The organism is Vibrio sp. 10N.222.49.C12, from assembly GCF_041475025.1.
Lineage (GTDB): Bacteria > Pseudomonadota > Gammaproteobacteria > Enterobacterales > Vibrionaceae > Vibrio > Vibrio crassostreae_C.
Window position 1 is genome coordinate 15,176 of record NZ_JBFRVF010000022.1, and the last position, 14,456, is coordinate 29,631.

At 46.8% G+C, this 14,456-nt stretch carries 10 protein-coding genes; 2 read left to right on the forward strand and 8 right to left on the reverse strand.

The features are described 5' to 3' along the window. Positions 1-129 precede the first annotated feature (129 nt). From accC to AB4583_RS07480, 6 genes are all read right to left on the reverse strand, one after another. The gene (accC, locus tag AB4583_RS07455; protein ID WP_017062706.1) at positions 130-1,473 is read right to left on the reverse strand and encodes an acetyl-CoA carboxylase biotin carboxylase subunit; all 1,344 of its coding nucleotides are present in this window, start codon (positions 1,471-1,473) and stop codon (positions 130-132) included. Positions 1,474-1,488: 15 nt separating this feature from the next. After that, positions 1,489-1,941, reverse strand: a complete 453-nt coding sequence (accB, locus tag AB4583_RS07460; protein WP_017062707.1) for an acetyl-CoA carboxylase biotin carboxyl carrier protein — start codon at positions 1,939-1,941, stop codon at positions 1,489-1,491. 74 nt (positions 1,942-2,015) lie between these two features. Next, the gene (gene aroQ / locus AB4583_RS07465; protein WP_010435475.1) at positions 2,016-2,465 is read right to left on the reverse strand and encodes a type II 3-dehydroquinate dehydratase; all 450 of its coding nucleotides are present in this window, start codon (positions 2,463-2,465) and stop codon (positions 2,016-2,018) included. 322 nt (positions 2,466-2,787) lie between these two features. Next, positions 2,788-4,737, reverse strand: a complete 1,950-nt coding sequence (gene acs, locus AB4583_RS07470) for an acetate--CoA ligase (protein WP_009844693.1) — start codon at positions 4,735-4,737, stop codon at positions 2,788-2,790. A 218-nt stretch (positions 4,738-4,955) separates the two neighbouring features. Beyond that, positions 4,956-5,588 (reverse strand): 3'-5' exonuclease, encoded by a 633-nt coding sequence (locus AB4583_RS07475; RefSeq protein WP_017062708.1) that lies wholly within the window; start codon positions 5,586-5,588, stop codon positions 4,956-4,958. 10 nt (positions 5,589-5,598) lie between these two features. Further along, positions 5,599-7,431: a DUF294 nucleotidyltransferase-like domain-containing protein gene (locus tag AB4583_RS07480; RefSeq protein WP_017068856.1), complete on the reverse strand. Its 1,833-nt coding sequence runs from the start codon at positions 7,429-7,431 to the stop codon at positions 5,599-5,601. Positions 7,432-7,663: 232 nt separating this feature from the next. On the opposite strand from AB4583_RS07480, the gene AB4583_RS07485 reads away from it, so the two are divergent. Next, the gene (locus AB4583_RS07485) at positions 7,664-8,860 is read left to right on the forward strand and encodes a 3-phenylpropionate MFS transporter (protein WP_017062710.1); all 1,197 of its coding nucleotides are present in this window, start codon (positions 7,664-7,666) and stop codon (positions 8,858-8,860) included. A gap of 117 nt (positions 8,861-8,977) precedes the next feature. Beyond that, entirely contained in the window at positions 8,978-12,409 is a 3,432-nt protein-coding gene (locus tag AB4583_RS07490) for a PAS domain-containing hybrid sensor histidine kinase/response regulator (protein WP_102398381.1), read from the forward strand. Positions 12,410-12,526: 117 nt separating this feature from the next. Here the strand turns inward: AB4583_RS07490 and AB4583_RS07495 are convergent, their stop codons facing one another. Further along, positions 12,527-13,912 (reverse strand): lyase family protein, encoded by a 1,386-nt coding sequence (locus AB4583_RS07495; protein ID WP_017062713.1) that lies wholly within the window; start codon positions 13,910-13,912, stop codon positions 12,527-12,529. A gap of 12 nt (positions 13,913-13,924) precedes the next feature. Beyond that, on the reverse strand, positions 13,925-14,311 hold the full coding sequence (locus AB4583_RS07500) for a hypothetical protein (protein ID WP_017068852.1): 387 nt from the start codon (positions 14,309-14,311) through the stop codon (positions 13,925-13,927). Positions 14,312-14,456: the final 145 nt, after the last annotated feature.

Here is a 14,456-nt window from a genome sequence, read left to right on the forward strand (position 1 = left end):
GCAGAAAATATGAGCAAATTCACCAAAACCCCACGGAATATAATGGGGATTAAAGATTGATTTTTTCGGCGGTTCAAAAACAAAAATGCTCACCGCAGTGAGCATTTTGACTGTTCTTAAACGAACGGATTATGACAAACCAAGTTTCTTCTCAAGGTAGTGGATGTTTGCACCACCGTGTTGGAAGTTTTCGTCGTTCATAATAGACAGTTGAAGCTCAGTATTAACGTTAATACCTTCAACAATCATTTCACCCAATGCGTTCTTCATACGAGCGATAGCAACATCACGGTTCTCACCGTAAGTGATCAGCTTACCAATCATTGAATCGTAGTGTGGTGGCACTGTGTAACCCGTGTAGATGTGAGATTCCCAACGTACGCCCATGCCGCCTGGTGCGTGGAAACGTTCAATCTTACCTGGTGAAGGTAGGAAACGAACTGGATCTTCAGCATTGATACGACATTCGATTGAGTGGCCACGCAGCTTAATGTCATCCTGAGTGAATGATAGAGGCTGACCAGCTGCAATACGTAGCTGTTCTTTCACTAGGTCGATACCCGTTACCATTTCAGTAATCGTGTGTTCAACCTGGATACGAGTGTTCATTTCGATGAAGTAGAATTCACCGTTCTCGTATAGGAATTCAAATGTACCTGCACCGCGGTAACCGATCTCAATACATGCACGAGTACAACGTTCGCCAATGTACTTACGCATCTCTTCAGTGATACCTGGAGCTGGCGCTTCTTCCACAACTTTCTGGTGACGACGTTGCATTGAACAGTCACGCTCACCTAGGTGGATAGCATTACCTTGGCCATCTGCAAGCACTTGTACTTCAATGTGACGTGGGTTTTCTAGGAATTTCTCCATGTAAACCATGTCGTTGTTGAAACATGCTTTTGCTTCAGCACGAGTCATCGCGATAGCTTCTGTTAATTCTGCTTCAGAACGAACAACACGCATACCACGACCGCCGCCGCCGCCAGATGCCTTGATGATAACTGGGAAGCCAATGCGTTTAGCGTGCGCTTTGTTTTTTGCTTCGTCGTCGTCAAGAGGGCCGTCAGAACCTGGTACACAAGGTACGCCAGCTTTCTTCATTGACGTGATAGCTGACACTTTGTCACCCATCATGCGAATGGTTTCAGCTTTAGGGCCAACGAAGATAAAGCCACTGCGCTCTACCTGTTCTGCAAAGTCTGCATTTTCAGATAGGAAGCCGTAGCCAGGGTGAACAGCTACTGCACCTGTAACTTCAGCTGCGCTGATGATACGAGGGATGTTTAGGTAGCTATCGATACCACGAGCTGGACCGATACAAATGGTTTCGTCTGCAAGCAGTACGTGCTTAAGATCACGGTCAGCAGTTGAGTGAACCGCTACCGTTTTAATGCCAAGCTCTTTACATGCACGCAGAATACGTAGTGCAATCTCACCACGGTTCGCGATTACTAATTTATCTAACATAATGAGTGCTCTCTATTATTCGATAATTACTAGAGCTTGGTCGAATTCTACTGGTTGACCGTCTTCAACTAGGATAGCTGTTACAACACCAGATTTATCAGCTTCGATTTGGTTCATCATTTTCATTGCTTCAACGATACATAGCGTTTCGCCAGCAGTTACAGATTGACCAACTTTAACGAATGGTTTTGCGTCTGGGCTTGGAGCGCCGTAGAAAGTACCAACCATTGGAGAAAGAACTTGGTGACCAGCTGGAACTGCAGGAGCTGCTGCTTCTGCTGCTACAGGTGCCGCCGCAGGAGCTGCTGCCGCTACAGGTGCTGGAGCAGCTGCATATTGAACAGGTGCTACAGGTGCAGTGCTGTTACGACTGATTCGTACTGACTCTTCACCTTCAGAGATTTCTAGCTCAGAAATACCAGACTCTTCAACCAATTCGATTAGCTTTTTGATTTTGCGAATATCCATTGTTTCTTTCTCTTTATCTGTTAATTGAACTTACTCTATGACTGAGTAGGTTAGTAATAGTTCGTTGTTTATGTTTACTTTGAGTTGAGCTTGCTGAGCGCAGCGGTCAAAGCAAATTGATAACCTTGGGCACCTAAGCCACAAATCACACCTTCTGCTTTATCAGATAGGTAAGAGTGGTGACGGAATGGTTCACGCGCGTGAACATTCGATAGATGAACCTCAATAAATGGTATTGCAACGCCAAGTAGTGCATCACGCAGTGCCACACTGGTATGTGTAAAGGCTGCTGGGTTGATAATAATAAAATCAACATTTTGATAAGCACTATGGATAGCTTCAATCAGTTCGTACTCACGATTTGACTGTAAGTGAGATAGCTCAACATCGTGTGCTTTCGCTTGCTCGGTCAGTGAGCTAATAATCTGGTCAAGTGTTTGAGAACCGTAGTGTGCGGGCTCTCTAAGGCCTAACAGGTTAAGGTTTGGGCCATTTAAAACTAGAATGCGAAACTTTGTAGACATCGTGGGGCTATCTTCCTTTATCGTGTTTACGAACGTGAATGTTGCCATTTTATTGAAAATTTGCGGTTAATTTCCAGTGAGAAAAACCCAAATTTAAAAATTAGAACCAGATTATAGCTAATTCAGCGCAAATCGCAGCAATTTACTGGTCTAATCTCCTATTGATACAGCTTGGAATTGTTACCAACTTAACAAAAAAGCGTCTTAGCCTTAATTTGGGGCGGGATATTTGAGATCAAGATCAGCCATAAAAAAACCGCCACATAGGTGACGGTTTAGAAAGTGCTGTTTTAAACAGTGATTAGCTGCTGTGACTGGTTGCTTATGCCAGTTCTGCTTTCTCGGCAATCAGCTTATCAACCACACTTGGGTCGGCCAGTGTCGAGGTATCACCTAGGTTACCTGTATCGCCAGTCGCGATTTTACGCAGGATACGACGCATGATTTTACCCGAACGAGTTTTTGGTAGAGAGTCGGTCCAGTGCAGTACATCTGGCGTTGCAATTGGGCCAATCTCTTTACGTACCCAGTCTTTTACTTCTTTATGAAGCTCTGCGGTTGGGAACTCACCATCATTCAGCGTGATGTAAGCGTAAATCGCTTGGCCTTTAATATCATGAGGGATGCCCACAATCGCGGCTTCTGCAATCTTATCGAACGCGACTAGAGCCGATTCAATCTCAGCAGTACCCATACGGTGACCTGATACGTTAAGTACATCATCGACACGCCCCGTAATCCAGTAGTAACCGTCTTCATCACGACGAGCGCCGTCACTGGTGAAGTACATGCCTTTAAAGGTCGAGAAGTAAGTCTGTTCGAAGCGGTCATGATCGCCATGAACGGTACGCATTTGGCCTGGCCAAGAGTCAAGAATCACTAGGTTGCCGTCTGTTGCACCCTCAATGATGTTACCCATGTTATCAACCAGTGCCGGTTGCACACCGAAGAATGGACGAGTTGCAGAGCCCGGTTTCAGGTCTGTTGCGCCTGGTAGCGGTGCAATCAAGATACCGCCCGTTTCTGTTTGCCACCATGTATCAACAATTGGAGATTGCTCATTACCGATTGTTTTGTAGTACCACTCCCACGCCTCTGGGTTGATAGGTTCACCCACTGAGCCCATGATTCTTAGGCTGTCACGAGAAGTACCTTCAACGGCTTCATTGCCTTTCGCCATCAATGCACGAATAGCCGTTGGCGCCGTATAAAGAATATTAACTTGGTGCTTATCGACCACTTCGCTCATGCGGCTGGTGTTCGGGTAATTTGGCACGCCTTCAAACAGAATCGTTTTTGCGCCATTAGCAAGCGGTCCGTAAACAAGATATGTGTGACCGGTAATCCAACCCACATCGGCTGTACACCAGAAAGTCTCGCCTTCTTGGTAATCGAATACGTATTTGAAGGTCATCGCAGCATAAACAAGGTAGCCACCTGTGGTGTGCATAACGCCTTTAGGTTTACCTGTTGAGCCTGACGTATAAAGGATGAATAGTGGATCTTCTGCGTTCATCTCTTCTGGTGGGCAATCTGCAGATACATTAGCAATAGCATCGTGCCACCACACATCGCGATGTTCGTGCCATGCCACATCACCGCCAGTGCGTTTGAATACAACAACCTTCTCGATGTTTTTCACTTCAGGGTTCGTCAGTGCTTCATCGACATTCTTTTTCAGTGGAACAGCACGGCCGCCACGCACGCCTTCATCGGCAGTGATAACGACTTTAGAATTTGAATCGATAATACGACCAGACAGTGCTTCTGGTGAGAAACCACCAAATACGACTGTGTGAACCGCACCGATACGGGTACACGCCAGCATGGCTACTGCCGCTTCTGGCACCATTGGCATGTATAAACAAACCACATCACCTTTGCGCACGCCTTGCTCTTTTAGAGCATTCGAAAACAGGCACACTTCTTTATGCAGTTCATTAAAAGTTAGAGTTTTATCATCTGCCGGGTCATCGCCTTCCCAGATGATAGCGACTTCATCACCGCGCTCAGCAAGGTGGCGGTCGATACAGTTAGCCGAAACGTTAAGCGTGCCATCTTCAAACCAGCGAATATCAATGTGGCCAGGGTCGAAAGAGGTGTTTTTTACTTGTGTGAAAGGTTTGATCCAATCAACGATTTTTCCGTGTTCACCCCAAAAGCCTTCAGGGTCAGAAACAGATTGCTGGTACATGGCTAGGTAAGTGTCATTATCCGCGTGTGTGGTTGATTTAATATTTTCTTTTACCGGATAAACGTGGGCTTCACTCATTGCATCTCTCCTTGTGCCTACATTCCTAATGAACTGGCAACTTCCTTTGTGTTCAGTTTCTAGGTCTATTACAGAACCGTCTTTGTGTTATCACTCTCGGCTAGGACGGCGATTTCCACAATTAGACTTTAGGATGAGACGCTGCTTTTCACTTACAAAATAGCGAGTTAAGTTCAATTTTGAGATGTTGCTCTCTATGTGAAGCGCCAGTGGTTGAATTAAGAATAAGAAGAGTTGAAACGGGGAAGGTCACCATGTTTCAGGCGCACAAAGATCAGCGCAGCGGAGATAGCGTCTTGTAATGCATCATGTTTATTGACCGGGATAGGTAAATCGAGTTGGCGACAGATGGCGTCCATACTGAGATCAAAATAGGCATTGGGCAGCTGTCTTTCGAGTTTGTCTTGATAGAGTTGGCTCACTTCGACTAATCGGTTAGGCAGTGGAAATCCAAGCTGTTTTAAACAGGCGCGGTCGAGAATTTTTTTATCATAGCGGATGTGATAGCCGACTAAAGGACGATTTCCAATGAAGTTCAGTAGCTCGATTAAAGCCTGTTTTTCTTCGATGCCGTGCTTTAGATCTTGATGACGGATACGGTGGATTTTTATTGAATTGCAATCGAGCGATTGGGGGGCGCGCAACCGGACTTCAAAAGGTTGGCTGGTAATGATTCGGTTACCGATGATCTTGGTCGCGGCAATGGTAACTAATTCTGCCTGATTGGGATCTAGGCTGGTGGTTTCACAATCGAGCGATACATATTCATGATCAATAGGCGCAGTAAACAGAGGCTGATAGAGGGAGCCTTTGAGCTTGTGATGCCAGTAATAGCGAACCAACCTATTCATCGTTCAATGCCTAATCCCGTATCTGATAGTGGTAGCCGAGCCATTGCTTGAATTTCTTCACCACGTGCAGGCTATGACGAAGCAGATCCCTGTCTGCTCGTTCCATCAGTTTGACGTTAATTTTGTTGCTGCTGTGCTGTTGAGAAAGCCTTTGGGCTAAGCGCCACTTGAAGAATTGCTTGAGCGCTTCACTGAGATTATCGGCAGTACTTTGCTCAAGCACTTTCTTGCTGACCAGTTGCTCAATGCGTTCGAAGGTGTTGTTTACGGTGACACCATGCTCAAGACAAAGTGCTCTCACACCATGCACGATAGGGAAAATACCACCTTGTTTGATGTCGAGTCCGGACTTAGATTGCTTCACATTACCAAACAGGGTCAGGGGAACCGAGAAGTTCAGCGCCGGGCGGCAGAACTCCGTCAGAATCAATTCTTGTCCGAGCATCAAATCACTGAGGTGCTGCTTTACAGGTTTTAATAGCTCTCTATTCCCCGCTACTGCGTGTGCATCTGCCATGATCGCGATATCCATCACGGTGTCTGGCGTGGCTTTTTTTACCCAATGGGTAAGGGTTTGTTTCCACTCTTGCTCTGAATGCACCCATTTCGGATTGTTGACCATCACGTTGCCCGGGCACAGTGGGTAACCCAATTGTTGAAGGGTATGAGTGAGGTCGTTCATGGCACTTTGGCATTGATGCCACTCCAAGCCATCTTGAATTATGAGCGCGTTGTCTTGATCGGTTTTGAGAATTTGTTCCCCACGGCCTTCGGAACCCAACACGATTAGGCAGCAATGATTATGCAGTGCAGGTGGGATCACCAACTCAAAAGCCTTCTCTATGATCTGTTCGTTGACCGCAGAAATCAGCTCCATGATAAAGCGTGTGCGAATCCCATTACTGAGCAAGCTCTCGACCAGTTGACGTTGTTTGTTGGATGCCATTGCCAATTCTTCAACGCTGGTGGCGCGCGCAATACGCAAAGTAAGAACGTGGGAGTGTGTGGAGAATGCACTGAGGATCTGTGTCATATCCACCATGCCGACCGCATTTTTACCATCACAAACCATCAACCTTTTTACTCGATTTCTGGTCATGGTAATCATGGCGTTAAATAAGAAATCGCCTTGGTTCACGTGCATCACCGGAAACGTTGCGATCTCACCGACAGGCGCATCCAGTGTGAAATTATCGAGCATCACAGCATGCAATAAATTGGTTCGAGTGACGATTCCATACGACAAGGAACATGATGTTCCAAAAGCTTTTGGATCATCATGTTCCAAATGGACTAGGGCCGAGTCTAACCCTTGTTCTTTAAGGGTTTGAGTGACTTGGTTGATCGGTTGGTTTGGTTCAAGTATCAGTGGTGGGTGATAGATAGAGTCATCCACTTTGGTTAATATAAACTCGGCAAGATTCTGTTGCTGCTGGGCGGCTTCTATCAAAGCTTTTCGTGTTGATAGGTTGCTATCAAAGTAGGCAGCGAATTGGCCATTGGCGTGGTAAAGCTCAAGAAAAATATCGGTGGGCAGCAGATAACTTAATGTATCTTCGAGTGCGATATATTGGTGTTTGGTGTGGGGTTCAAACTGGCTGCGGACATCAAAAATATCGTCATTGGCATAGTGTGCGTAAATCTCACCATCACTGCTCGCGCGCTCTTCAACAGCTCCTTTGATCAAAATATGCAGGTGTCGGCTCGGCCTTTCAGCTTCCAGTATCACTTCTTGAGAGCGGTAATAAACCACGTCTAATGAAGAGCGAAGCTTCAACTGTTCGGCGTCGGACAGGCTATCGAAGGGCGGGTGCTGCATATTAAATTTGTCAGGCATAAGCATCACAAGAAGAAATGGGAGTCTTTAATCAGTCTGACAAAATACCAGCGAAGCTCCAGACGACTTTAGTCTAAATGCGAGTATGAGTATTGATAAGCGTGAAATCTCTTGTTGAAATGCGATATCCAGACCCATTGAATATGGGAATACTATCCCAGTAATAATTCCCTTTTTCATCGTATGCGAGATAGGCATAATTGGTGCTGCCTTTTTCCGTACACTTTATAGGTCATTTATGTTTAGCCCTTCACCCTATGGCTGGATCTCTCAGTATTTTCTTGGTTTCTTTTTTGCGTATGGCGTGTATTTGCCATTTTGGGCGTTGTGGTTTGAAGACCAAGGCGTGTCTGCTGGTGATATTGGCGTATTGATTGGTATCGGCTTTGCGACTCGTTGTGTGGCCAACTTAGTGATTACGCCGCGTATCCATAAAGTGGAACACTTGATGCCAGCGCTACGCTGTTTGAGTTTCGCTGCGCTGCTGTTTGTCGGTTTCCACTTCTTCACCGGTGGCAGTTTTATACTGATGTTGTTGGCAACGGTACTGTTTAACCTCTGTTGTGGGCCGATCATTCCTCTTTCTGATGCGATGGCTAACCATTACAGTCGTTTGAAAATGCTCGACTACGGCCGAACTCGCCTTTGGGGCTCAATTGCCTTTATCGCAGGTTCAACGGTTGTTGGCTATTTGGTGGCACAATTTGGCACCGACATGATTTTGTATACTGCACTTGCGGGCGTGTTGTTGTCATTAATTCTGGCGATGAGAAATCCTAACGTGATGCCAGTAACGCAATCTGAGCAACAAGCGGCGCGACCAAAACTAGGTGAACTGCTGCGTGAGTCGTCAGTGGTAAAGTTTTTAGCCTTGATGGCGCTGCTGCAAGGTAGTCATGCGGCTTACTACAGTTTTAGTGCGATTTATTGGAAAGAAGCGGGTCACTCAGAAGCTATCATCGGTTACTTGTGGAGTTTAGGTGTTGTTGCTGAAGTGGCCGTATTTGCTCTGAGTAAGCGATTATTCTCAGGCTGGTCACTGCGTACTTTGTTTGTCGTCGCGGCTATTGGGGTGATGGCGCGTTGGGGTATTACCGCATCAACGACAGCGATTTTCGCACTGGTTATGGTGCAGCTACTGCATGGCGTGACCTTTGCCATGGCACACATCGCCGCGATTCAATACATCCAATCTGAAGAACAAAACAAGATGGTTGCGCTACAAGCTCTGTATAACGCGATTCCATTAGGTGCCTTTATTGCACTGATGACCACCTTAAGTGGTTGGGGTTATGAGCTTTGGGGTGCAAATATCTTCTGGGGTATGGCTGCTATGGGTGCACTTGCTCTGTTCATTAAGTTGGATGAAAGAAGTTCAGTAGTTGAGATTAATCAATCAGATTCGGAACAGTCAGAATCTCACAGCAAATGCTGATAATTAGAGTCTAAAGCACAGAATTTAAGCGATGCGATTGAGTTAATCAACCATCCTTAGTTAAATGAAACCTCTCCCTTATGGAGAGGTTTTTTTATGGATGAAAAAGGGTTTTCAATGCAAGGATGGATAGTAATTCCAGTCTCTTTAGCCTACTTGGGCGTGTTATTTCTGATCGCTTGGTATGGAGACAGGCAGGTTCGTTGGCTATCGCGTTGGCGTCCGTGGATCTATAGCCTTTCGATTGCCGTGTATTGTACCTCTTGGACCTTCTATGGAACTGTCGGGCAGGCGAGCAATAACCCTTGGTCTTTTTTACCCATTTATCTCGCCCCGATTCTGGTCTTTACACTAGGCTGGCGGATCTTGGCGCGGCTGATCCTGATTGCGAAGCGGGAGCACATCACCTCCATTGCCGACTTTATCGCGGCTCGTTACGGAAAATCTCAGGGCTTAGCTGTGGCGGTGACGGTTATCGCCGTGGTCGGTATCCTTCCTTATATCGCTCTGCAACTGCGTGGTATTACCATGGGGTTGGATATTGTTGCGCCCAACCTAGCGGCTGACTTCGGTTATCAGGACTATCATGTGTCTTGGTTTGTGGTCGGTGCTTTGGCTATTTTTACCATGCTGTTTGGTACAAGACACATTGATAACACAGAGCATCACCGTGGCATGATGATGGCGGTGGCGTTTGAATCCATCGTTAAGCTCGCCGCATTCTTGATTGTTGGCTTGTTCATCATGTATCTGGCGATGAGCAGCGACAAGATCGACTTGCTTGATGTGGCGGCTTCCACCTACGAATCACCCAATATTCCGACCTTAATTATTCATACCGTTTTAACCATGTTGGCGATTGTCTGTTTGCCCCGCCAGTTCCATACCATGGTGGTAGAGAACGAACGTCCTCAAGACCTGCATACCGCTCGCTGGTTGTTTCCGCTTTACCTGATTTTGATGGGACTGTTCGTGCTGCCAATTGCTTGGGCAGGACAAGGACTACTTACTGGTATGCCAGCGGATACCTATGTGATCAGTGTGCCAATGTCAGAAGGCGCTAATCACATTGCCTTGCTGGCTTTCCTTGGTGGTACGTCTGCGGCAAGTGGCATGGTGATAGTGTCGACCATCGCCTTGGCGATCATGGTGTCGAATGATTTAGTGATGCCACTGTTACTGCGCCGTATGCGCCTAACCCAAAGAACCCATCGACACTTTTCTGGCCTGCTATTGGTGATTCGCCGCGGGCTAATTTTACTGCTGTTACTGGGTGCTTGGCTGTTTTATCAAGCGCTCGATACCATCCATTCACTGTCAGCGATTGGCTTTCTTTCCTTTGCTGCGATTGCTCAATTCGCGCCAGCACTTATTGGTGGTTTGTACTGGCGCCCGGGTAACCGCAAGGGCGTGTATGTCGGCTTAATGGTGGGCTCGTTGATTTGGCTGATTACCTTGATGAGCCAAACCAGCATGTTGGCTGGCGACAGTGAAAGTAACCTTTTACTGTGGATTATCACGCCGCCAGAACTGCTCAGTAGCTGGAATATCAGCAGTTCAAACTGGGGCATTGTGCTGAGTATTGTACTTAATACCTTGTGCTATGCCGTAGTTTCGATGTCGACCAGGCCAAGCCTAAGTGAGCGCTTACAATCAGCAGCATTTGTTGGCACGCCGCTGCCTGAAAACGAGAATATCAGCCTTTACCAGAACCGAGTGACGGTCGCTGAATTAGAGATGCTGGCGTCGCGTTTTGTGGGTCGCAAACGTGCGAAAAGTGCCTTACACAGCTATTGGCAACAACACGGTCAGCCGCTGCTTCCTAATCAACAAGCGCCTGCAAGTCTGATTCGACACGCAGAGCGCGTGCTCGCCGGAGTATTCGGTGCTTCGTCTGCTAAGTTAGTACTTACTTCCGCTTTACAGGGAAGAAACATGCAGCTTGAAGAAGTCGCGACCATCGTGGATGAAGCTTCGGAACTGTACGACTTCAGCCGTGGTTTACTGCAAGGCGCGATTGAACATATTGGCCAAGGTATTGCAGTAATCGACAAACAAATGAGGCTGGTGGCGTGGAATCAACGTTACTTAGAACTGTTTGAGTTCCCTGCTGGCTTGATTCAGGTTGGTCGACCCATTTCAGATGTGATTCGTCACAATGCTGAGCAAGGTTTGTGTGGTCCTGGCGACCCGGAAGATCACGTTCGCCGCCGTGTTTATCACCTTGAACAAGGCACTCGACATACCTCTTCTCGCATTCGTCCTGATGGTCGAGTGATTGAAGTGCAAGGTAACCCGATGCCAAGTGGTGGCTTTGTGATGAGCTTTACCGACATCACGGTATTCCGACAAGCAGAGCAAGCGCTAAAAGATGCCAACGAAAGTTTGGAATCGAGAGTGCATGAGCGAACTCAAGAACTCGAAAAACTGAACCATCGCTTGGTAAAAGCCACGCAGATTTCGGATCAAGAATCACAATCTAAGAGTCGTTTTCTAGCCGCGGTAAGCCACGATTTGATGCAGCCGCTCAATGCCGCACGTCTATTTGCTTCGTCACTGTCTGAGGTGGCAAAAGAGCAAGAGGTGAAGCAATTGTCATCTCACATCGAGAGTGCACTTGGCGCCGCAGAAGATTTGATTGGTGACTTGCTAGATATCTCTCGATTGGAGTCCGGAAAGTTAGAAACCAACATTCACGCGATTGCCGTGCATGACGTATTAACCAATTTGAACGCGGAATTTAGCGCTCTAGCGAGACAACAGAAAATTGAGTTTAAGATGATTCCGTCGTCATTGTTCATTCATTCAGACCCTAAGCTGTTGAGGCGTGTGATTCAGAACTTTTTGACCAATGCGTTCCGCTATAACCCGGAAGGGAAAGTGGTACTGGGTGCGAGAAGAGTGAATGGACAGGTTCGAATTGATGTGTGGGATAATGGAACCGGTATCGATGAAGACAAGCAACAAGAAATCTTTGAAGAGTTTACTCGTGGCAGCCAAGTACGAGCCGATCAAGGATTGGGGTTAGGGCTGGCTATCTCGAAAGGTATTGCTCATGTGCTTGGCCATCAAATTTCGATGCGCTCATGGCCGGGGCAAGGCAGTGTCTTTTCCATCACCTTAGCTAGAGCGGAAAAAGTGGCTCCAGTTGTGCAAGCTTCGACGCCAATGGCGACCAGCGACATCGAACATCTCAAGATATTGTGTGTCGATAATGAACGAGAAATCTTAGTCGGTATGGAAAACCTGATCGGACGTTGGGGCTGTGAGGTTAAGACGGCGGTTGATTTGGTCGAAAGCTTGCAGTGCCTAGATGAGGGTTGGCTACCTGATGTGATTTTCTCTGATTACCGTTTAGATAATGGCAGAACGGGTCTCGAAGTCCTGCAGCAGTGTCGCTTGCGCCTCGGAGACTCTTTTGAAGGGGTCATCATTAGTGCCGATAGAACCGATGACATGTTGGCAGCGATAAAGGCCAACAGCTTTCGCTTTATTGCCAAGCCAGTGAAGCCACTTAAGTTAAGAGCGGTCTTGAATCGAGTGAGCTAGTTTGGGTTAACAGGCTCGGATTAGTACGTTCGTGAGCGGATAGTGAAAAGGCCTCAGATGAGGCCTTTTTTGTCTCTGTTTTTTTTGCGAACGCCGATTCGCTTGTTAATTCAATAACTAACCAGCAATGCCACCTTGTGTCAGTGTGGTTGGATCAAGCAGTTTACTGAGCTCTTCTCGGCTAAGATCGGTTTCTCTTTCTGCGACATCCAGAATTGGTAAGCCTTCTTTGTAAGCTTTCTTGGCAATATCAGCCGCCTTCAAGTAGCCAATCACAGGGTTGAGCGCTGTCACCAGAATTGGGTTCTTTGACAGTGCCAAATCGAGATTGTCTTGGCGCACGGTGAAGGTAGCTATCGCTTTATCAGCCAGTGCGACTGAGCTGTTGGCTAATAGTTCTATGCTTTCTAGAACGTTATGAGCAATAACCGGCAGCATCACATTAAGTTGGAAGTTACCTGATTGTCCGGCTACGGTAATGGTGGTGTCGTTGCCAATGACTTGCGCCGCCGCCATAGCTGCAGCTTCTGGAATCACAGGATTTACCTTGCCAGGCATGATCGATGAGCCTGGTTGTAGAGCCTGTAATTCAATTTCCCCTAAGCCAGCCAACGGCCCAGAGTTCATCCAGCGAAGATCGTTTGAGATCTTCATGATCGCAACTGCTGCCGTTTTGAGCTGACCTGACAGCGCAACGATCGCGTCTTGACTGCTGAGGCTAAAAAAGAAGTTTTCACTCGAGCTAAAACTGATCTTTGTCGATTGAGACAGGTTACTCGCAAACTTATCGGCAAAGCGTGGGTCAGCATTGATCCCTGTTCCAACCGCAGTACCACCTTGTGCTAAAGCCTTGATAGCGGGCAGGGTGTTCTCTATTGCTTGCTTAGCGTGTTCTATCTGAAATTTCCAACCACCTAGCTCTTGAGCAAAGGTCATTGGCATCGCATCCATTAGATGAGTGCGGCCGGTCTTCACGACCTCCGCAAGTTCCTGTTGTTTGATGGTGAGTGCTTCAGAAAGGTGAGTTAATGCAGGTAATAGCTTATTTTCAGCCATCAAAGCAACGCTCACTTGAATTGCGGTTGGCACCACATCGTTACTGCTTTGGCCCATGTTGACGTGATCATTGGGGTTCACGTCGCCTTGCAAGCTTCTTGAGGCAAGCGTAGCAATCACTTCATTGGCATTCATGTTGGAACTGGTACCTGAACCGGTTTGGTAGACATCGATAGGGAATTGATCGAGGTGTTTACCCTCAATGATCTCTTGGCTGGCTTCGGCTATCGCGTTGGCAATATCACCTTCCAGTAGACCTAACTGAGCATTGGTATCTGCCGCTGCCTGTTTAATTAACGCCAGTGCTTGAATAAAACTGGTCGGCATCTTGTGAGAGCTAAACGCGAAGTTATCCGCTGCACGCTGAGTTTGTGCTTGGTATAGCGCATCGGCAGGGACTTTCACTTCGCCCATGCTGTCTTTTTCAATCCGAAATTGTAGGGTCATGTTCTATCCTTGTTAGCCAAGTGGGGCTTGGACTTGTTTTAGTGTTTGGCTGAGATTCAAAAAACGCGCTTGGCCTTGAGGTTGCTGGCAGTAGTGGCGCTTCAAATAAAATAGTGGTGAGTGAATAGAGTCTAGGCAGATATGACGAAAGGCGAAACTGCGCTGAGGAGACTCAATCGCTTCAATCAAATGAAAGAAAACTTGGCGTAGATACAGCTCGCACAACAAGATGTTTTCTTGAGCGGCATGCTTTTCATAGTAAGCCGAAAGCGTCAGTGCACACTCGATATACTCTCGAATTACAAACGGCTCATGGCCTTGAACTTGTTCTAATGAAGCAAAGCGATCCTGTGCTTTGTAAAATCTCGAATAGAGAACCTGCTGCTCTTTCATCATCATCTGCATCTCTTTATTGGATGTTAATGATAATTATTATCAAATAAAATTTTAAAAACAACCCTTTGTTTATCTTTTTATAAAGTGAGCAGAAAAAGAAAAAGCCGATACACGAAGTATCGGCTTTCTGGAGTCAGTACCTAATCCC